At 45.6% G+C, this 21,059-nt stretch carries 16 protein-coding genes; 9 read left to right on the plus strand and 7 right to left on the minus strand.

Annotated elements, in window-relative coordinates:
• The 7 genes from FHQ23_RS09855 to FHQ23_RS09885 form a co-directional block, all read right to left on the minus strand.
• On the minus strand, positions 1–3,217 hold a 3,217-nt coding region (locus tag FHQ23_RS09855), incomplete at its 3' end, for a S6 family peptidase (RefSeq protein WP_139614173.1).
• A gap of 266 nt (positions 3,218–3,483) precedes the next feature.
• Positions 3,484–4,071, minus strand: coding sequence for a cytochrome c3 family protein (locus tag FHQ23_RS09860; protein WP_132965084.1), 588 nt, complete (start codon positions 4,069–4,071; stop codon positions 3,484–3,486).
• Positions 4,072–4,085: 14 nt separating this feature from the next.
• On the minus strand, positions 4,086–4,535 hold the full coding sequence (locus tag FHQ23_RS09865) for a nitrate reductase cytochrome c-type subunit (RefSeq protein WP_139614174.1): 450 nt from the start codon (positions 4,533–4,535) through the stop codon (positions 4,086–4,088).
• Positions 4,532–5,401 (minus strand): quinol dehydrogenase ferredoxin subunit NapH, encoded by an 870-nt coding sequence (gene napH, locus FHQ23_RS09870; protein WP_139614175.1) that lies wholly within the window; start codon positions 5,399–5,401, stop codon positions 4,532–4,534. Before napH ends, FHQ23_RS09865 begins: the two co-directional genes overlap by 4 nt.
• Positions 5,401–6,168 (minus strand): ferredoxin-type protein NapG, encoded by a 768-nt coding sequence (napG, locus tag FHQ23_RS09875; RefSeq protein ID WP_139614176.1) that lies wholly within the window; start codon positions 6,166–6,168, stop codon positions 5,401–5,403. The genes napH and napG overlap by 1 nt, the downstream gene beginning before the upstream one ends.
• Positions 6,169–6,182: 14 nt before the next feature.
• On the minus strand, positions 6,183–8,663 hold the full coding sequence (gene napA, locus FHQ23_RS09880) for a nitrate reductase catalytic subunit NapA (protein WP_139614177.1): 2,481 nt from the start codon (positions 8,661–8,663) through the stop codon (positions 6,183–6,185).
• Positions 8,664–8,695: 32 nt separating this feature from the next.
• Entirely contained in the window at positions 8,696–8,965 is a 270-nt protein-coding gene (locus FHQ23_RS09885) for a chaperone NapD (protein ID WP_139614178.1), read from the minus strand.
• 300 nt (positions 8,966–9,265) lie between these two features.
• On the opposite strand from FHQ23_RS09885, the gene FHQ23_RS09890 reads away from it, so the two are divergent.
• From FHQ23_RS09890 to ftsX, 9 genes are all read left to right on the plus strand, one after another.
• On the plus strand, positions 9,266–9,727 hold the full coding sequence (locus FHQ23_RS09890; protein WP_139614179.1) for a DUF441 domain-containing protein: 462 nt from the start codon (positions 9,266–9,268) through the stop codon (positions 9,725–9,727).
• A gap of 115 nt (positions 9,728–9,842) precedes the next feature.
• On the plus strand, positions 9,843–10,412 hold the full coding sequence (locus tag FHQ23_RS09895) for a TetR/AcrR family transcriptional regulator (RefSeq protein ID WP_139614180.1): 570 nt from the start codon (positions 9,843–9,845) through the stop codon (positions 10,410–10,412).
• 41 nt (positions 10,413–10,453) lie between these two features.
• Entirely contained in the window at positions 10,454–11,647 is a 1,194-nt protein-coding gene (locus tag FHQ23_RS09900; RefSeq protein WP_139614181.1) for an efflux RND transporter periplasmic adaptor subunit, read from the plus strand.
• Positions 11,648–11,678: 31 nt separating this feature from the next.
• The gene (locus FHQ23_RS09905; protein WP_139614182.1) at positions 11,679–14,783 is read left to right on the plus strand and encodes an efflux RND transporter permease subunit; all 3,105 of its coding nucleotides are present in this window, start codon (positions 11,679–11,681) and stop codon (positions 14,781–14,783) included.
• A gap of 122 nt (positions 14,784–14,905) precedes the next feature.
• Entirely contained in the window at positions 14,906–16,447 is a 1,542-nt protein-coding gene (locus FHQ23_RS09910) for an AbgT family transporter (RefSeq protein ID WP_139614183.1), read from the plus strand.
• A 20-nt stretch (positions 16,448–16,467) separates the two neighbouring features.
• A complete protein-coding gene (gene pepT, locus FHQ23_RS09915; RefSeq protein WP_139614184.1) occupies positions 16,468–17,691 on the plus strand; it encodes a peptidase T in 1,224 nt (407 codons plus the stop codon).
• A 139-nt stretch (positions 17,692–17,830) separates the two neighbouring features.
• Positions 17,831–19,099, plus strand: coding sequence for a signal recognition particle-docking protein FtsY (gene ftsY / locus FHQ23_RS09920; protein ID WP_139614185.1), 1,269 nt, complete (start codon positions 17,831–17,833; stop codon positions 19,097–19,099).
• 31 nt (positions 19,100–19,130) lie between these two features.
• A complete protein-coding gene (gene ftsE / locus FHQ23_RS09925) occupies positions 19,131–19,790 on the plus strand; it encodes a cell division ATP-binding protein FtsE (protein ID WP_139614186.1) in 660 nt (219 codons plus the stop codon).
• Between the two features lie 14 nt (positions 19,791–19,804).
• Positions 19,805–20,737 (plus strand): permease-like cell division protein FtsX, encoded by a 933-nt coding sequence (gene ftsX / locus FHQ23_RS09930; RefSeq protein ID WP_139614187.1) that lies wholly within the window; start codon positions 19,805–19,807, stop codon positions 20,735–20,737.
• The last annotated feature ends 322 nt before the right edge of the window (positions 20,738–21,059 follow it).

Raw genomic sequence — 21,059 nt, forward strand, 5'->3', positions numbered from 1 at the left:
CTTTCTCAGCAGCGGCTTTTTCAGCAGCGGCTTTCTCGGCAGCAGCTTTTTCGGCAGCAGCTTTTTCAGCAGCAGCTTTTTCGGCTGCTTCCCGTTCCGCTTGTTCTTTTGCTAACCGCTCTTTTTCTGCTTGTTCAGCTGCCAAGCGTTCGGCTTCTTGTTTTTCTTTCTCTGCGGCAGATATTTTTGCTTGATCGATTAAGAAAGTATGTTTGTCATTTTGGGTAAAACTAAATTCTACGCCTTTATTCACAATACGCGGCGCATTGACAAAATATAGCGATCCGCTGTTATAGTCGACAAATGTCAGTTTCTGCACCGAATCGACTAGCATCGTTGTCACCTCATCAGACAAGGAGAAAACCGGTTGGACTATACCACTGACATGTCCATTCACCGTCAATTTATTGGTTAATTCGTATTCAGCTCCGCTTACCGATTTAAGTTGTGCTTGGTTGATATGACCAAATACCAACTTGCTCAATGCATATTCCGGGCTTGCCGAGAAGTCACCACTGATGGTCAAAGCGTTATGTAAGCCTAATGCGCCATTTTGTAATATCAGATTGCTGTCTAATCGAGGTTGTTTAAAATGAAAAGTGGTATTCTCATCGGATAGTGTAATTGTCGGTAATACACCATTGTTGTTCACGCTAGTGATATCGGCATTAATCGCTACCGCACGTTGGGTGGTATTTTGGCTCATGCCGGCAAAGGTTAACTGGCTGCCGTTATCCAGATTGATCTTAGTGTTCTCACCCAAGATCGCAGCCGATGGCGCAAAACGTAGCGTGGCTTGTTTCTGATTATTCAACACAATATTATCAGTGTTGTTGCTCAATGAGAGATCCAAACTGGCGCTGTTGTCGATTTGAAGTGCGGTATCCTTCGCCGTGATTTTAGTTTGCAGCACTGTTGGGTTGCTGTTTTTCCAGATAACACGGCCTTTTCCTGCCGTATTAATCGCGGCTGCACCATGCATACCACCTTCGATGGTCGTAGTAAAGCCGTCCGGCGTGGTGATATTAATTCGATTATTATCACCATTAAACTGTAAATTGGCTTTCAAGGAAGGATCATGGAAAGTCGGATCCAAGAATTTATCGCCTTTAATACTAGCGGCATCGGCATTGTGGCGCTTGCTATCTTGCACCGCTATGTCTAACTGATTGTTACCGGCAAAGGTGATGGTTTCGGCGATTACCGTTGCCGCACGTCCGATACCTAAACTTGCGCCATTATCTAATGTGATTGTTTTTGCTTGGAAACTATTCGGGCGCCATTCTCTACGATCCGCATCACCGATGGATGTTTGTATATCGTAACCGTTTCTGAGTATCGTGGTATAAATTAATCGATCTGCAGCAACATTCACCCGCCCCTGTTGAATATGCAAATTGCCTTCAATCCGGCTGTCGCCACGTAAATGCCAAAGTGCGGTCGGTTGTGACGGTTTGTATTGCAGATCCAGATTGCCGTTAAAGCTGCCTAAATAGTTACGTTCGCCATCAGTAGTAAAGGTAAAGGTTGATTTTTGTGTATGGTTTTCATTGCTAATATTGGCACCGCGATCGAGGTGATAAATATCATTAAAACTCAGTGAATGCCCATTTAAATCCAGTTTGCCGCCTCGCACGCCAAAATAGATTTGGTTATTATTTAATTGATTTGGGTTAATTAATTTAACCGTACCACGCCCGGTAGCCAACATCACTTTATCTGCGGCTGTGCCTTGATTCGCCAGTTCTAACGTGCCTTCACCCACCGCCAAGCTGCCTTGTCCGGCTTCGGTGCCTGCAATGCGTAATGTCCCTGCCCCTACTTTGCGCCAATCACTGCCTTTGGCAAGCGTTAGGTTGGAAGTGACGGTTTTCCCTTCTGCCACCGAAAAACCGCTGAGATCGAACTTTCCTTGCCCTTGAATAGTCGCATTGCTGTTAAAATACAGCGGAATAGTGCCAATATCGGTGTCGCCATTAATTTGCAACGTGACGCTGCCATCACCACTATTATTTAAATAAAGGTCTTTAACCCAAGGACGCGTTCCGCTAAGATATGAACCCATTACTCGCCGCTTATATAGCTCTAACGAAGCTTGTTTTTGCCCATCGGAAAAAAATTGAAAGTCCGCAATATTATTTTTTGTAGTATCAATTTGAATTGTTTGTCCGTCTGTAACATTGTGGGTTGCTGTTGTATTGTTTAAAACCTGAGCCAGATTGCCGGTCTGCATAATCCCAATTTTGCCGTAACCTTTAGCATTGTTGCCACCTTGCGAGTTGATGCCTAGCAATAACCAGTTTTGTGCGGTTTTATCCCACCAAAAAACCGGCGAACCGCTGTCACCGCCCATACTGGAGCTGTCAAGTGCGGTTTGACTCTCTGGGTCAAGCCAAAAAGAGACATTCTGTCCGGCAACCGAGCCAATATCTCTAACTTGCGTTAAGCTGCCGTGGATATAGCGGTAACTATCGGCGATCACATTGCCAGCCGCGCCCGAATACGCCCCTTGCAGCGGTTGAATAAAGATCCCGGCGCCATTACGTGCCAGCAAATCCTCCTTGGCAACATTACCGAAAGTAGCAACAGGATAGGGAATGGTATCAAACATCATTTTATCGGTGCGAATAACCGACGTATCAGTACCGATATCTTCGGTATTGCGGAAATAAGAGCCATTGATAGAATTGATATCCGGTTTATACCCGTATTCATTTCGTGCAATACTTTCCGCAGATAAGATAAATTTTAAATAGGTTTGTTCTTTTATATCTTTATCGGAAACATTACTGTTTTCAAACAACGGTAAATCGGTGCGATAAAACCGTTTGCCGTAGGTTTCGTTAGTGTATCTCTCTTTCATATGTGCGGCAGTCACAACCATATTATAGCTGAACGGTGTCGCAAAACCTTTATCCGAAACTGAATAGAAATCCGGCATTAATGGAATGCTATTTTTGCCGTCTCCTTCACGACTGCCGATATTCTGATTGCCGTCTTTTTTATAGACCGCAACATTCTGATTACCGGCTGCATATTTGCCGGCATTATTTCCAAATTGGATGTAATCACTATAATCAATATCATGCCGAATCACTCCAGCATAGCTTTTACTCAAATATAGTGGCGCAAGCAAAAACAATAATACCGGAGAGTAACCGCGTGCTTTACTGTAGAAGTTTAATTTGAATAATGTTGTCCAATGGTTGTTATGCATACCCCGTTCCTGTCGCGCAAAATTTATCGATATTTAAGTGAATCAGATCTCAAAAGGTTGAAATTTGACCATCACCTGGTTAATCTGAAGATTATAGCATCATTTTTCAATTTTTTACGGAGTTTTTACATCAATTAAAGTAATTATTCAATTAAAATACTGATAAAGAATAACTATTTCAGCAATAGATTTTATATAAAAAAACCTGAACCACACAGTTCAGGTTTTTAGCGAAAGAATATTTCAGTACTTAGGATCAACAGACCCTAATATGCTTTTACATCTTTCACATCGCGCATATCCGGCAATTGGTGGGCGATACCTTTGTGGCAATCGATACACGTGTTGCCGTCTTTGATCGCTTTTTCGTGCATTTTTGCCGCAACGGTTTTTTGTTGGCTGAAATCCATATTATCGAAGTTGTGGCAGTTGCGACACTCTTGTGAATCATTGGCTTTCATTCGCTCCCACTCACGCTCTGCCATATGCAAACGACGGGAATTAAATTTATCGATTGTGTCGGTATAGCCCATCACATGAGCATACACTTCACGACTGGCTTGCAGCTTGCGAATCATCTTCGGTACAAACTCATGCGGTACGTGGCAATCCGGACAAGTGGCTTTCACACCACTGCGGTTTTGGTAGTGTGCAGTATGTAAATATTCCGGATAGACATCATTGCTGTGGCAACTGATACAGAATTCCTCGGTATTGGTCTGCTCCATACCGTAATTGAACCCAACCCAAGAAACAATTCCTGCAATAAAAGCCACGACTAATAAGGTGCCGACCGCAATTTTGCTCGGTGAACGAAACCAGTGCCAAAAACGTTTAATAAGGTTCTTTAACATAATCAGCAATCTCCTTATTTTTCACCGTAGCCGGGCAAAGGTTTAAACTCGTTCGGTACAATCGGTGCAACATCAGATTGCGAAACGTGGCACTGAACACAAAAATAGCGACGTGGGGAGACTTCTCCGCTGACAACGCCATCACGACTGATAAAATGAGTCGGGCTAATGCGCGTTGCACCGGTAGTACGAGAAGCCTGCACGCTGTGGCAATCCAAGCATTGGTTGGTATTTTTGGTTACCTGATAATTTTTAGTACTGTGCGGCACCATCGGTGGTTGGTTGACATAATTCAACGGTGCCAACTCATTTTCTTTTGGCTGATTATGAAATGCCGGTGCAATACTTTCCGGCGAACTGGCAATATCTTTGCCAACCGGTTGTACATCCTGTGCCAAAATCGGCGTGCAGACGCCACCGAATAATAAACTGACCAATACTAATGCTTTTGTATTTTTAATCATCGCTCACTCCTCGCATGATCAAATCTTGTCGTAAACTGAAAAACGGATTCCGGACACACATCAACACAACGACCACAACTGATGCAATCACGGGATAAAACTAATAAACTTTCATCTTTGCTGCCAAACAAAGGGCTGCGCAACACTTGTGGCTCTGGGCAAACATTGAAACAGTCCATACAACGATCACAACGTTCACGTTCAATGACTTTCACCCGAATAATGCCTTTGGCGCCAATCACGCCGTAAGCGGCGCCAATCGGACAAAGGTGTCCGCACCAGCCATGCTCGACCAACAATAAATCAAATAAAAACAGCGCTAAAATCAACCAGAGGGTAGCGCCAAAGCCGTAAATCAAAGCTCGCCCCAATGCCGCAACCGGATTAATCCACTCCCATAACAGCATGCCGCTGACCGCACTTCCGATTAAAATCATGATCAGAATAGCGTAACGCAAAGTGCGGTCTAGCTTGGCGCTTTGACGAATATTCAATTTACGTCTTAGCCACGCTGCCACATCGGTCACTACATTCAGCGGGCAACACCATCCACAAAACACCTTGCTACCGAGTAATGCGTATACCGCGATCACGATCATTCCGCCTAAAAGTGCGGTAAACAACGGAAGATGTCCTGCCGCCAGACTTTGCGCCAACATCAGTGGATCAGAAAGCGGGATAGTGTCCAGTAACATGCTGCTACTGTAGTTGCCACGTAGAATCCACACATTCCATAATGGCCCACTGAGAAACATTGCCAAAATACTCAGTTGGCTCAGCCGTCGCCAAAACAGAAAACGGTTGGCATGCCACCAGCCCAATTTTTGTCTGGCTTCACGCCCTGCCTGATTAATCGGATTTGCCATTATCGATTCTCCACCGGCAAGGTTTCCGGTAAGCGAGTCGGTAACTTAATCATCTCATCAGGCAATAAAGAATGCCCGGCTTTTTCTTTTTCTTCCCAACCCAAGCGGTAATGCTGCCCCAACATGCCTTTTGCCAACGCCATCGGCAATACCTTAATCGCTGCTTCTTCCAACACGCAAGCTTGTTCACATTTACCACAGCCGGTGCAAGCATCCGAATGGACCGTCGGTATAAATTTGGCATGACGGTCACTGCGATTGTTGTGCTGCATCTCCAGCGTGATCGCTTTATCGATTAACGGACAAACCCGATAACACACATCACAGCGCAAGCCTTGCCAATTCAGACAGGTTTCTTGATCCAGCAGTACCGAAAGTCCCATACGGGAATCATCGATATTATCTTGGGTCGAGTCTAATGCCCCACTCGGACAAGCTTTAGCACAGGGAATATCCTCACACATTTCACACGGTTTATCGCGTGCGATAAAATAAGGCGTTCCGGCTTCCAACGGTGATAACAATGACGCCAAATGCAGCATGTCATAAGGACAAGCTTGCACACACTGTCCACAACGAATACACGCTGCGGCAAAATCTTTATCATTCGCTAGCGCAAAAGGCGGACGTAACGCCACGCCTTCTCTTGCTAGACTTTGTTGCTGCTGCAAGCCAAGCAGCAATCCAATTCCGGCCAAGCCACCTGCGGTGCGAGTTGCGTCTTTCAAAAAACGACGACGGTTCGGATTAACCGTTGGCTTATTCATCAATTTGCCTAAACTTAAGCTTTAACCACTTTAACCGCGCATTTTTTAAAGTCGGTCTCTTTTGAAATCGGATCGGTTGCATCCAACGTTAATACGTTTGCCAACTGACCGGCATCAAAGAAAGTGGTATACACCAAACCTTGCGGCACTTTATTACGCCCACGGGTATCCAAATACGTTTCCATTTCGCCACGGCGAGAAATCACTTTGACTTTGTCGCCATGACGCATGCCTCGTTGTTTGGCATCCAATGCATGCATATACAGCAAGTTATTCGGGAAAGAGCGGTGCAGCTCAGGCACACGACGGGTCATGGTGCCAGTATGCCAATGCTCCAACACACGACCGGTGGATAACCACAAATCGTACTCTTGATCCGGCGCTTCTGCAGGTGGCTCATATGGCACAGCAAGAATAATCGCACGTCCGTCCGGCTGTCCGTAGAAGTTCACGCCTTCTCCGGCTTTGACATACGGGTCATAACCCTCGCGGTAACGCCACAAGGTCTCTTTGTTCTCCACTACCGGCCAGCGCAAACCACGCGCTTTGTGGTACACATCAAAATCAGCCAAATCATGGCCATGACCTCGACCAAATTCAGCATATTCTTCGAATAAACCTTTTTGAATGTAGTAGCCAAAATGGCGCGATTCATCATTCAACACGCTGTCATCCCAATCACTGATTGGGAATTTATTTATTTGTCCATTGGCAAATAAAATATCGTACAGTGTTTTGCCACGATATTCCGGCATTTGCGCCAACAGCTCTTCTTCCCAAACTTCTTCCACTTTGAAATATTTGGCAAATTCGACCAACTGCCATAAATCAGAACGAGAATCTCCGGTTTTCGGCACGAGTTGATGCCAAAATTGAGTGCGGCGCTCGGCATTACCGTAAGCCCCTTCTTTTTCCACCCACATTGAAGTTGGCAGAATCAAATCGGCAGACAACGCACTGGCTGTCGGATAAGGATCGGAAACAATGATAAAGTTTTCCGGATGGCGCCAGCCCGGCAAACGGTCTTCATTGATATTCGGCCCAGCCTGCATATTGTTGTTACACATCACCCACAGCACATTCATTTTTCTGTCTTTTAATGCACGGTCTTGAGCAATGGCATGGTAGCCGACTTTATCTGAAATAGTACCTTTCGGCAGTTTCCACGCTTTTTCACAAATCTCACGGTGTTTCTCATTCGTCACCACCATGTCGGCTGGCAAGCGGTGGGCAAAGGTTCCCACTTCACGCGCAGTACCACAAGCTGATGGCTGTCCGGTCAATGAGAACGGTCCGCAGCCCGGTAGTGAAATTTTGCCGGTCAACAAGTGAACGTTATACATCAAATGGTTAACCCAGACACCACGAGTATGTTGGTTAAAGCCCATGGTCCAGTAAGAAACAATTTTCTTGTTCGGATCCGCATACAGTTTTGCCAAGGCTTCCAGTTGATCTTTCGGTACGCCACTGATTTGATGTGCTTTGTCCAGCGTATATTCGGCAACCACCGCTTTCAGCTCTTCAAAGGTACTGTCGTGCATTTTACCGCTACCGGCATTTTGTGCTTTTTGTTCTAACGGATGTTCAGGGCGTAAGCCGTAACCGATATCGGTGTCGCCTTTTTTGAATTTGGTATGTTTGTTGACGAAATCCCAATTGATCGCATCATTTTGGATCAAATAATTGATGATATAGTTCAGAATTGCCAAGTCGCTTTGTGGAGTAAACACAATACCGTAGTCTGCCAGTTCAAAAGAGCGGTGTTCGAAAGTCGATAACACAAAGACTTGGCTATCTTTTTTCGACAAGCGGCGATCGGTAATCCGTGACCACAAAATCGGGTGCATTTCCGCCATGTTTGAACCCCACAGCACGAAAGCATCGGCTTGTTCGATATCGTCATAGCAGCCCATCGGTTCATCAATACCAAAGGTACGCAAAAACGCCACCGCAGCAGAAGCCATACAGTGACGCGCATTCGGGTCAACATTGTTGGAACGTAATCCGGCTTTGTATAATTTGTTCAGGGCATAACCTTCCCAAATCGTCGATTGTCCGGAAGTGAAACAACCTACGGCATTGCGTCCATTCTTGGCAATCGCTGCTTTGAACTTATCCGCCATGGTATTAAAAGCAACATCCCAACTGACCGGGGTAAACTCACCGTGTTTGTCATATTGGCCATTGCTCATCCGCAACATCGGCTGAGTCAGACGGTCTTTACCGTACATAATTTTCGGCAGGAAATAGCCCTTGATACAGTTCAAGCCACGATTCACTTCGGAATCCGGATCCCCTTGTGATGCGACCACACGTCCGTTTTGTGTACCGACCAACACGCTACAGCCAGTACCACAAAAACGGCAAACCGCTTTATCCCATTTTATGGCGTTATCCGCAGCAGCGACATTCACCACCGGAATACTTAAACCGACAGCCATAGTTGCTGCTGTTGCAGCATTGGCTTTCATAAATTCACGACGACTTAGATTCATCTGTTCCTCCGTCTGTTCCCACATCCGATTGATTAATTCTGATCTTGTTGGTGATACACCAAAGAGACAGCCAACACGCCATGAATATTGCGCGCCGCCTCCATACGTTCTAATAAAGCGCCCTGACTGTGTGACTCCATCACCACCGCCAGCTTGCCACTATTTTCATCAACTGCGTTGATCTCGGTATAATCCATTTGTTGCAAAGCGGTTTTGACCGAGAAAACATCCTGTGGTCGACATTGCACCACCACACCACAAACATGCCATTCGGCACTGTTTTCTCTGTTTGAATCACTCATCTCAATTTCCCAAAACCTGTCTTAAATACCACTGACTTCACCGCAAAATAGGCTGTAAAAATACAAAGTGCGGTCAATCACAACTTTGAAAGTAAAATTATCCATGCTTTCCGTCTAGATTTAATGACTATAAAGAGGTATTTTTCCGCTTACCTTTGAGACTTTTGATTTATATCAAGTCATATGCGATAAACTTATGGTTATATAATTTTCTATATTACGATTAAATGTGATCATGCACTTGCTTTTTCACCTGCTCACCAGTAGATTGGTACTATTATCCCTTTAATTTGAAATTTTATGTCTTTCTTTCAGTTTAATGCTGCCGCAGCAATGTTGATTTTCCTGATTATTCTCGGCTACTTCAGCCATAATAATTCTATTATTATTTCTGCTGCTGTATTGCTACTGATGCAGCAAACTCCGTTAGAACAACATATACCATGGCTAGAAAAATATGGACTACACATCGGCATTACGGTATTGACCATCGGCGTGCTCAGCCCGCTGGTTTCAGGCAAAATCAAATTGGACGGCATCGGTAGTTTGTTATTCAATTGGAAAATGATACTTGCCATCGTTGTTGGTATTTTTGTTGCTTGGCTCGGTGGGCGGGGTGTCACGTTAATGAGTGCTCACCCATCGATTATCACAGGACTATTGATCGGCACCATCGCCGGTGTAGCTTTTTTCAAAGGTGTACCGGTCGGACCATTAATTGCTGCCGGTATGCTGTCACTAATTTTAAGTCGTTTCAATTGAAGCGTTTTATTTAGGATAAAAAGCAATTAAATCACTTTTTATTTCTTGAATTGCAACACCAAACTGACTAAAATGAACGTTCATTCATTTAACCGTTTTGAGGTCGGTTCAACCCATGCAATATTCTGAAACGCAAACTGCCCAGCAAATCCTTGTTGCAACAGAAAAATTGATGGCAGAAGACGGTTTACACACCCTGTCAATGCAAAAAATCGCCAAAGCTGCCGGAATTTCTGTCGGCACTATTTATATCTATTTTACCAATAAAGAAGAGTTGTTAAGCAATTTGGCAAAATATCTCTTTGCGCGAATTGATGCCCAGTTAATTAAAAAGCACAATCCTGACGCATCGCTGTTTGAGCAATATCGTCAAATGTGGTGGAACTTTTGGGAATTTTTCGAGCAAAATCCACATGTTTTAAAGAATTTCTACCAATATGACAGTCTTCCTGGTTTTGGTGAACTCGTTAAAAGCTGCCACCAACGACGAGATATCTGGAATACATTTATTAAACAAGGGCAGAAACAACGGGTTTTATCTAATTTACCTCATGATATTTTATTTGCGCTAAGCTTAGGAAGTGCCATCAAACTGGCTTTTAGGCAAGCACAGTATGATGAATCTTATGCTGTTGAAATACTTGAAGATGTGATCCGCAGAACTTGGCAAAGTATTTGCTATTAACCACAAAACCAATCCTATTTTTATTCTTACGGAGTTTTTTTATGTCAGATATTCAAACTAACAAGCCTAAGAGATCGCGCTCTTTCGTGATGAAATTGGTGCTTCTCATTGTTATTCTGGCTTTTGCCGCCGTTATTGGCTTACAGATGATGAAATCACGCGGCATGGCTGCCTATTTTGCCAATATGCCGGAAGCAATCAACCCAGTCACCGTGACCACCGTACAGACTCAACAATGGACACCGGCTATCGAAGCCACCGGTATTATCCGTCCAAATCAGGGGGCGATGCTTAGCTCACAAATGTCAGGCACGGTGAAATCGATTTTTGTTCAGGCGGGGCAACACGTTAAAAAAGGGGATTTGCTGATCGAACTGGATTCCGATGTGGAAAAAGCCAATTTAGCTGCCTATCAAGCCCAATTAACCTCAGTACAGGCGAACTACCAACGTTATCAAACCCTGTTTCGCAGTAAAAGCGTGTCAAAAAGTGAATTGGACAATGCCGAATCCAGCTATCGGGCATTGGTTGCCAATATTGAAGCAGCCAAAGCCACCATTGCTCGTCGCCAAATTTATGCGCCGTTTGATGGCGTCACCGGGATCATCCAAGTTAATGTTGGACAATATGTCACCATCGGGCAGGCAATGGTGCGGGTAGAAGACATCAGTACCACTAAAATTGATTTTTCTTTAGGACAAAATAGCTTAGAAAATCTGTTTATCGGGCAAAAAGTCACCGCAGTTGTCGATGCCTTTGCCGGTGAAACGTTCTCTGCCAAAATTTCGGCGATCGAGCCGGCGGTTACCTCGACCAGTGGCTTGATCGATTTGCAAGCTACCGTTGAAGACAGTCGTGACAAATTGCTATCAGGTATGTTTGCCCGTGTGCGGGTTGCATTGACCACCGAATACGATCAAATCGTATTGCCGCAAGTGGCAATTGCCTACAATATGTATGGTGAAAGTGTGTATCGCTTGACCGCACTTTCCGATGCGGACAAAGAAAAATATGCCGATAACAAAGAGCTGGACAAGATGTATCGTGCTAATTTGGTGACGGTCAACACCTTGGAACGCAGTGGCATTTACTCTCACTTGAAGAGCGGTTCATTACAGTTCGGCGATATCATCGTGACCGGCGGACAACAGCGTTTGAGTAACGGCAGTCTGGTTGTGGTTTCAGACCAAGCCGGTGTTGGTAGTGAGCAGCCTGCCGCAACACCGAAGTTGTAAGCAAAAATCAGACAAAAAGATAGGAAAATATATGCGTTTTACTGATATTTTTATTCGCCGTCCGGTCTTGGCCGCCGCGATCAGTATTTTAATCGTCATTTTAGGCTTGCAGGCGGTTTCTAAACTGAGCGTGCGTGAATACCCGAAAATGACGACCACCGTGATCAACGTCAGCACTGTCTATGCCGGTGCCGATGCCAACCTGATTCAGGCGTTCGTGACCTCACAGTTGGAAGAGGCCATTGCGCAAGCGGACAATATTGATTATATGTCATCCAGCAGCCGCCAAAGCGTATCAACTATTACCGTCAAAATGAAATTGAATACCGACCCGAATGCAGCATTGGCGGATATTCTTGCTAAAGTCAATTCGGTGCGCTCTGCCTTGCCAAGTGATATTGATGATCCGACCATTACCTCTTCAACGGGTGGCTCGGGTATGATGTATGTCAGTTTTACTTCAGAGCAGCTTGACCCAAGCCAAGTGACCGACTACATCCAACGGGTGGTCAAACCGCAGTTTTTCACCATTCCCGGCGTGGCTAAAGTCGATATTTTCGGCGGCACGCCGTATGCCATGCGAATTTGGTTGGATCCACAAAAAATGGCGGCCTTAGGGCTTTCTGCCCCTAGAGTGATGACCGCACTTTCCAGCAACAATGTACAGACCGCTGCAGGCAGCACCAACGGCTGGTACACCGTCATTAAAAATAAAGTCAATACCACCACCACCGATGTTGAGCAACTTAAAAATCTGGTCATTAGCGCTGACAACGACAAGTTAGTGCATCTCAGTGATATTGCCACCGTTGAATTGGATCAGGAAAGCGACAATGCTCGTGCCGTTGCCAATGGCGAAAATGCAGTGGTATTGTCAATTGAACCGGCGTCCAGTGCTAACCCGCTGACCGTGATCGACAATATTTATCCGTTATTGGACACTATCCAGAAAAACTTACCGCCAAGCATTCAGGCAAAAGTGTTATATGATCGCACGATTGCTATCAACAGCTCGATTGAAGAAGTAGTCAAAACCATTTTGGAAGCCACCCTGATCGTGTTGGTGGTGATCACCATGTTCCTCGGTTCTTTCCGTGCCATGATTGTGCCGGTGGTGACGATTCCGATCTCACTGATCGGCGTCATCATGTTGTTGCAAGCCTTTGATTTCTCGATTAACTTGATGACGCTGCTGGCGATGATTCTGGCAATTGGTTTGGTGGTGGATGATGCAATCGTGGTGCTGGAAAATATTGATAGACATATCAAACTTGGAGAAACGCCATTTCGTGCGGCTATCATTGGTACCCGAGAAATCGCTGTTCCCGTCATTTCGATGACCATCGCCCTGTGTGCGGTTTACTCACCAATGGCGCTGATGGGTGGAATCACCGGTACATTGTTCAAAGAGTTTGCCTTGACATTGGCGGGGGCAGTTTTGATCTCCGGCGTGATTGCCCTGACTTTATCACCGATGATGTGTGCCAACCTATTGAAAGCCAGCGCTACGCCAAGCAAATTGGAACGCTGTGTCGAAGGATTTTTACACAAATTAACCGAAGGCTACCGCACTTTGTTAGCACTGACCATGGCAAACCGATTCTGGGTATTAGGTTTTGCTGCGGTTATTTTCACCACGTTGCCGGTGTTGTTTAGTTCACTTTCTAGTGAACTGGTGCCAAATGAGGATAAAGGCGCCTTATTGGCGATTGGAACTACTTCCGCCAATAAAAATATAGATTATGTACAAGATTCGATGAAAGCTTATGAAACCTTGTTGAAAGAGACCCCTGAAATTCAATTTTCACAAATTATTTCCGGGGTACCCGCCTCAAACAATGCACTGGCCATTGCAACACTAGCGGATTGGTCTGAGCGCAGCCGTAGTCAGGCAGAGATCATGGCAGATCTGAACAACAAAGCCAAACATATCCCGGAAATTTCGGTTTCCGGCTTTCCGTTCCCAGAAATTGATACTGGCGAGCAAGGGATGCCGGTGTCGTTTGTAATCACTACCCCGAATGGCTACTCCGATTTAGTGCTGATCGCTCAATCCGTCTGGCAGGCGGCACAACAGTCTGGGCAATTTATCTTCTCTAATCTGGACTTGAGCTTCGACACCGCCGAAATGCACATGGATATCGATATGGACAAAGCCAACTCCTATGGTATTACCATGAGCCAAATCAGCAGCACCTTAGGTAGTTTCCTCTCCGGCGCTACTGTTACTCGAGTAGATATTGAAGGGCGTGCTTATAAAATTATTTCAGAAGTGGAACGCAAGAAACGCCTGAATCCGGAATCAATGAACAGCTACTCCCTGATTGCCGCTGATGGACGTTCGGTACCGCTCAGCAGCTTAATTAAACTGGAACTAAAAACCCAACCGCTGTCACTGCCACGCTTTAACCAGCTAAATTCTGCGGTGATCAGTGGCGTACCAAGCGGATCGATCGGAGATGCAGTTCAATGGTTCCAAACCAGTGGTGCTGAGCTATTGCCACAAGGTTACACCTATGATTTCCGTGGCGAATCACGGCAATATGTACAAGAAGGCAATACGCTGGCAACCACTTTTGGTTTGGCGGTAATCATTATCTTCTTGGTGTTGGCGATCCAGTTTGAGTCGATTCGTGATCCATTGGTGATCATGGTTTCGGTGCCACTGGCGATCAGTGGTGCGCTATTAATGCTTAATCTGCTGAATTTCTTAGGACTTGCTGGTACGACTTTGAATATCTACTCGGAAGTTGGGCTGATCACCTTGGTCGGACTGATCACCAAGCACGGTATTTTAATGTGTGAAGTTGCCAAAGAAGAGCAGTTGCTGCACGGTAAAAACCGTATCGAGGCAATTTCAGAAGCGGCTCGTATTCGTTTGCGCCCGATTTTGATGACCACCGCCGCGATGATCGCCGGGCTGATTCCACTGCTGTACGCCTCCGGCGCCGGTGCCATTTCCCGCTTCAGTATTGGTGTCGTCATCATCTCCGGTTTGGCCATCGGCACATTGTTCACATTATTTGTGTTGCCGGTGATCTACAGCTTTATCGCCAGCCAACATAAACCTCTGCCGGAGTTTGATGAAAACCAACCGGCGATCGAAGATCACGGACAATTGGATCAAGCGCATTAAGTTGACCGCACTTTGTATATCATCAAAAGGGATTGCCTGTCTGGGTCGTCCCTTTTTCTTTACTAGAACAACATAAACTGCTACAAATACTTTCTTATTCTTCAATATTAAGGTCTTTCAAAATGTCAGAAAAATTAGTCATAAAGCGTGATTGGCTGCAAAAAATCGAATATATCGGCAATAAATTGCCGGATATTACCATGTTGTTTGTATATGCCCTGATTATTTGCTGGCTGCTTTCGTGGGGGCTGTCTTACTTCAGCTTTGACTACATCAATCCAATTACGCAGCAGCCATTGGTGATTGTCAATTTATTTCAACCGTCTGAAATTTTAGCATTTTTGACCTCGCTGACTAAAAACTTCGTCAACTTTCCGCCATTAGGTATTACCATTGTCGCAACCATCGGTATCGGGATTGCCGAAGCCAGCGGCTTTATCAACGTTGGCTTGAGCCGCGCCTTAAATATCATTCCGAAAAATATCGTAACCCCGGCGGTGATTACAGTTGCGGTTTTTGCACACATCGCATCTGATTCTGCCTATGTGATTTTAATGCCGGTCGCCGCACTGATTTTCTATTCAGTCGGTAAACATCCGTTATCCGGCATTGCCGCGTCATTTGCCGGTTTGGCTGGCGGCTTCTCAGCCAGTTTCACGCCATCTATTATCGATCCGATTATGCAAAGTTTTACGCAAAATGCGGCACGTATTATTGATCCAAGCTATGAGGTCAATATTTTAGCAAACTACTTTTTGAGTTTCGGCAGCACGTTTTTTGTGATTGGTGTCTGTTGGTATATTACTGACAAAATCATCGACCCACGTTTAAAAAGAACCATGCCGCTTTCCAACGAGCTGGATTCGGCACACATTGAAATCCAGCAGCCTTCTGCGCTGGATTTAAAAGCCTTTCGTTGGGCAAGTGCGGTTTTCATTTTGATTGCCATCGGGCTGTTTGCCACCGCAGCACCGCAAAATTCATTATTACGCTCACCGGAAGGCTCGCTGACCAGCCCAACAGCCCCGATTATGCAGATCATCGTACCGCTATTGCTGTTATTTTTTGCCGTACCGTCACTGATCCACGGCGTGATCGCCAAAACCTTCAGCGACACACGAACGGTCACTAAATCAATGGAAAAGATCACCTATACCTTAGTGCCTTTCATTGTATTTTCATTCTTTTGCGCCCAATTTCTGTACTCATTTAACCGCTCCGGCATTGGCACGCTAATCGCCTTATCGGGCGCTGAGTTCTTGAAATCACTGCAAATGCCGTCCGGTATTACGATTTTCGGCGTATTAATCCTGACCGCACTTTTAAATATTATTATCACCTCCGCCACTTCAAAATGGGCAATTTTATCCTCTATTTTGGTGCCGATGCTAATGTCGGTGAATATTTCGCCGGAATTAACCCAAGCTGCGTTTCGCATCAGCGACTCGGTGGTCAACGTATCCACTCCAATGTTTGCCTTTTATCCACTCTTGATTTCATACTGCCAACGGTACTGCAAAAACACTGGCGTCGGCACATTGTGTTCGATGATGATTCCTTATACTATCGGCTTATTTATCGTCTTGACGCTCGTATTGTATGTTTACTGGTGGCTTGGGATTCCGCTCGGTTTTGACAGTGGATACACTTACCCGAAAGCATAACTGCACATAAGGAGAACATAATGCAACAACAGCTAATTGAACGCTTTTTTCGTTATCTGGCAATCAGCAGCCAAAGTAATGCCGCAGCTTCAATCGTGCCCAGCTCAGATGGGCAATGGAAAATGGCGGAATTATTGTCGGAAGAATTAAAACAGCTGGGCTTAAGCCAGATTCATATTGATCAATATGCCAATGTAACCGCACTTTTGCCGGGCAGCGTGCCGAATGCTACGCCAATTGGATTCGTGGCACACATGGATACCGTCGATGTTGCACTGTCGGCACAAATTTCACCACAAATTAAACGCTTTGACGGCACTGATCTTGTATTAAATTCGGCACAAAATATTGAGTTGAACGTCGCCGAACACCCTGAAATTCTTGCGTATCAAGGGCAAGAAATCATTTTCAGCGATGGTACCAGCGTGTTGGGTGCCGACAACAAAGCGGCGATTGCAAATATCATGACCGCACTTTCGATCATTCAACAACAAAAAATCCCGACCGGCGATATTTATATTGCGTTTGTGCCTGACGAAGAGATTGGCTTGCGCGGCGCAAAACGACTGGATCTAACCCGCTTCAAACCGGATTTTGCTTATACTATCGACTGTTGTGAATTGGGCGAAGTGGTGTACGAGAACTTTAATGCCGCTGCTGCCGACATTACCATCTACGGCGTCAGCGCCCACCCAATGTCGGCAAAAGGCGTGATGGTCAACCCAATTTTAGTCGCCCATGATTTGATCAGCCGTTTCGATCGCAACCAAACACCGGAGTGCACCGAGCAAAAAGAGGGCTATTGGTGGTTTAACCGTGTTGACGCCAACCAAAGCCAAGCTAAGCTGCAAATTGCAATTCGCGATTTTGATAAAACTGCTTTTGAACAGCGTAAAGATTTTATTTTACAATCGGTTACACAACTACAACAGCAATATCCACAAATCAGAATCGAGTGTCACATTGAGGATATTTACGGCAATATCGCCAACACCTTAACCGATGATCGTCGCTCAATCGATTTACTGTTCAGCGCCATGCAACAGCTCGACATCACTGCAAAAGTCACCCCAATGCGTGGCGGCACCGACGGTGCAGCACTTTCGGTAAAAGGCATTACCACTCCGAACTATTTCACCGGCGCACATAACTTTCACTCTAAATTTGAATTTTTACCAATCCCGTCATTTATCAAATCCTGCGAATTGACCTTGCAACTGATCAAACAGGCGGCGAAATCATAAAAGTACGCTTGAGAAAATATGCGGTTGAGAAAATTTCACAAAAAAAGCGGTTAAGTGATAAACTAGCCCTCAATTTGAATGGTCTTTAATAGACTTCACTTCATCACTGAATTGATTAAGTATTAGTGAGAAAACGGGAATGACGGATAATAAGAAAAAGAGCGGTTTTTGGTCTTGGTTAGGTTTGGGCAGCAAAGAGCAACAGCAGACAGAGCAGCAGACAGAGCAGCAAGCCGACGAAAAAGTGCGGTTGGCGCAGCAGCAAGCAGAACAAGAAGCCGCTAGACAAGCCGAAGCATTAGCACAGCAACAGGCTGAACAAGAAGCTGCCGAAAAAGTGCGGTTGGCGCAGCAGCAAGCGGCACAGGAAGCCGCTAGACAAGCCGAAGCATTAGCACAGCAACAGGCTGAACAAGAAGCTGCCGAAAAAGTGCGGTTGGCGCAGCAGCAAGCACAACCTAAAGAACAAGAAAAACCGAGCGAAGGCGGCTTTTTCAGCCGTTTGCTGAAAGGCTTGGTAAAAACTAAACAAAACCTAGGTTCCGGATTTCGTAATCTATTCATTGGCAAAAAAATCGATGATGAGTTGTTTGAAGAGCTGGAAGAGCAGCTGTTGATCGCCGATATCGGTATGCCGACCACCACCAAAATTATCAACAATCTGACCCAGCATGCCTCGAAAAAAGAGTTACGTGATGCCGAACAGTTGTATCAAAAATTGAAAGACGAGATGGCAGAGATTTTGCAACCAGTGGCGCAGCCGTTGGTGCTGGCGGATAAAAAACCATTTGTGATTTTAATGGTCGGGGTCAATGGCGTCGGCAAAACCACCACCATCGGCAAATTAGCACGCCAGTTCCAATCGCAAGGCAAATCGGTGATGTTGGCGGCAGGCGACACCTTCCGTGCGGCGGCAGTTGAGCAATTGCAAGTTTGGGGCGAACGCAACCATATTCCGGTGGTGGCGCAAAGCAGTGGTTCCGATTCGGCTTCGGTGCTGTATGATGCACTGGAATCGGCACAAGCCAAAAATATCGATATTTTATTGGCGGATACTGCCGGGCGCTTACAAAATAAAAATAACTTAATGGACGAATTGAAAAAAATTGTGCGGGTAATGCAAAAAATCGACCCACAGGCGCCGCATGAGATTATGTTGACACTGGATGCTGGCACTGGGCAGAATGCCATCAGCCAAGCCAAACTGTTTAACGAAGCGGTCGGCTTGACTGGAATTACGCTCACCAAGCTCGACGGCACCGCAAAAGGTGGTGTGATTTTTGCCATTGCCGATCAATTTAAAGTGCCGATTCGCTATATCGGTGTCGGGGAAAAGATCGATGATCTGCGTCCGTTTGAGGCAAAAGAGTTTATTGAAGCGTTATTTAGTCAGGAAAGCGAGCAATAAGTCAGCGCTTCCTAACAACAAGAGAGAGAATATGATTCGTTTTGTGAATGTCAGCAAAGCCTATCTGGGCGGCAAGCAAGCCTTGCAAGGGTTGAGTTTCCACCTGCCGCTCGGCAGTATGAGTTATCTGACCGGCCATTCCGGTGCTGGCAAGAGCACCTTATTGAAATTGATTATGGGGATTGAACGAGCCAATGGCGGCAGTGTGTTTTTCAACGGTCACGATATTACCCGCATCAACTCGGAGCAAATTCCTTTTTTACGACGCCAAATCGGCATGGTACACCAAGACTACCGCTTACTGGCAGACCGCTCAGTATTGGAAAATGTCTCTCTGCCGCTGATTATCAGCGGTATGCACCCGAACGAAATTAAACGCAGAGCCTCGGCAGCATTAGACAAAGTCGGTTTGCTACACCGTGCCAACCATTTGCCGGCACACCTTTCCGGCGGCGAACAACAACGAGTGGATATCGCCCGCGCCGTGGTCAATCGACCACAATTGCTGTTGGCAGACGAACCGACCGGTAATCTGGACAAAGCCCTGTCGCAGGAAATTTTTCGCCTGTTTGAGGAGTTTAACCGCATCGGTGTTACTGTATTAATTGCTACTCACGACCACAACATCATTCAACAAAAACCAAAACCGACCTTAGTCTTGGAACAGGGTCATTTGCGGGCATTTCAGTAGGAGCGGTAAAAAATATGAATTCTCGTCGCTTGCAAGCGCCGTTTTGGCTAAATATTCAGTATGTGATGAAATCGGTGCTGACCGATCTTTGGAACAAAAAAATCGGCACCATTTTAACCGTATTGGTCATTGCGGTTTCGCTGACCATTCCAACCATCAGCTACTTGTTGTGGAAAAATACCAAACAAGCCGCCACCGAATTTTATCCTGAATCGCAAATCACGGTTTATCTGCATAAAACCTTAAGTGAAGCCGATGCCAATCTAGTAGTAGAAAAATTGCGCCAACAAGAGGGGGTTGCTGCATTAAGTTATGTTTCGCGCCAACAAAGTTTGGAGGATTTTCGCGCTTGGTCAGGATTTGGTAGTGAGCTGGAATTGCTGGATGACAACCCGCTGCCGGCAGTGGTGATGATCACGCCACAAGAGGAGTTTCAACAATCTGCGAAATTAGCCGATCTGCGCGTTGCGCTCAACAAAGTTAAAGGTGTAGATGAAGTGCGGTTGGATAGTGATTGGCTGGAAAAACTGGCGGCAATCACTTGGCTGGCAGGACGAATTGCGGTGGTTTGCACCCTGCTAATGTTATTGGCGGTGGTGTTGGTGATCGGCAACAGCATTCGCTCAGATGTTTACAGCAGCCGCGCCAATATTGAAGTGATGAAACTGCTTGGCGCTACCGAACATTTTATCCTACGCCCGTTTTTATACACCGGCTTAATCTATGGCATTGTCGGCGGCATTTTGGCAGCATTGCTAAGTGCAGTTACGATTGCCTATTTTTCCACCGCAATTGAATATGTCGCCAATATTTTTGCCGTCAAATATGAATTAAACGGCATCAACCTGATTGAAGCTATTTTTATCATTATGCTAGCCGCTTTCACCGGCTGGTGCGGCGCTTGGATTGCGGCGAAAAAGCATATTAACCGTTTGGATGAGGGGTAATAATGATCTGCCCCCTCTTTATCTTATTCAAATCGCACTTTAGCTTGTAACTAAAGCTTGTAACTAAAAAATTATGTCACCACAAACTTTCCAACAAGTCGTTGCATTGCTTAATCAACACCAAGCCCGTTACCGCATGGTTGCACACCTCTCCGCCGGAAAATTGCAAGCAGTGACAAAGTTCGCGGCACTAAACTTGGACAGGGCGCTAAAGCCTTGGTATCCACCCTGGAGGGTAACGGAATGAAACAAACCGTACTGGCGATCCTACCGGCTAATCGACAAGTGGATTTGGTAAAAATTGGCATAGTAGACAAAAAGG

The sequence above is a fragment of the Testudinibacter crocodili genome, assembly GCF_006228025.1.
In the GTDB taxonomy this organism is placed as follows: Bacteria; Pseudomonadota; Gammaproteobacteria; order Enterobacterales; family Pasteurellaceae; genus Chelonobacter.

Bases quoted from the DNA above. Each gene is read 5' to 3' on its own strand.
- FHQ23_RS09910 (WP_139614183.1), top strand. From the start codon at position 14,906: ATGTCAGAAAAATTAGTCATAAAGCGTGATTGGCTGCAAAAAATCGAA.
- ftsY (WP_139614185.1), top strand. From the start codon at position 17,831: ATGACGGATAATAAGAAAAAGAGCGGTTTTTGGTCTTGGTTAGGTTTG.
- FHQ23_RS09900 (WP_139614181.1), top strand. From the start codon at position 10,454: ATGTCAGATATTCAAACTAACAAGCCTAAGAGATCGCGCTCTTTCGTG.
- ftsE (WP_139614186.1), top strand. From the start codon at position 19,131: ATGATTCGTTTTGTGAATGTCAGCAAAGCCTATCTGGGCGGCAAGCAA.
- FHQ23_RS09885 (WP_139614178.1), bottom strand. From the start codon at position 8,965: ATGAGTGATTCAAACAGAGAAAACAGTGCCGAATGGCATGTTTGTGGT.
- ftsX (WP_139614187.1), top strand. From the start codon at position 19,805: ATGAATTCTCGTCGCTTGCAAGCGCCGTTTTGGCTAAATATTCAGTAT.
- napA (WP_139614177.1), bottom strand. From the start codon at position 8,663: ATGAATCTAAGTCGTCGTGAATTTATGAAAGCCAATGCTGCAACAGCA.
- FHQ23_RS09860 (WP_132965084.1), bottom strand. From the start codon at position 4,071: ATGTTAAAGAACCTTATTAAACGTTTTTGGCACTGGTTTCGTTCACCG.
- FHQ23_RS09865 (WP_139614174.1), bottom strand. From the start codon at position 4,535: ATGATTAAAAATACAAAAGCATTAGTATTGGTCAGTTTATTATTCGGT.
- napG (WP_139614176.1), bottom strand. From the start codon at position 6,168: ATGAATAAGCCAACGGTTAATCCGAACCGTCGTCGTTTTTTGAAAGAC.
- FHQ23_RS09895 (WP_139614180.1), top strand. From the start codon at position 9,843: ATGCAATATTCTGAAACGCAAACTGCCCAGCAAATCCTTGTTGCAACA.
- napH (WP_139614175.1), bottom strand. From the start codon at position 5,401: ATGGCAAATCCGATTAATCAGGCAGGGCGTGAAGCCAGACAAAAATTG.
- pepT (WP_139614184.1), top strand. From the start codon at position 16,468: ATGCAACAACAGCTAATTGAACGCTTTTTTCGTTATCTGGCAATCAGC.
- FHQ23_RS09905 (WP_139614182.1), top strand. From the start codon at position 11,679: ATGCGTTTTACTGATATTTTTATTCGCCGTCCGGTCTTGGCCGCCGCG.
- FHQ23_RS09890 (WP_139614179.1), top strand. From the start codon at position 9,266: ATGTCTTTCTTTCAGTTTAATGCTGCCGCAGCAATGTTGATTTTCCTG.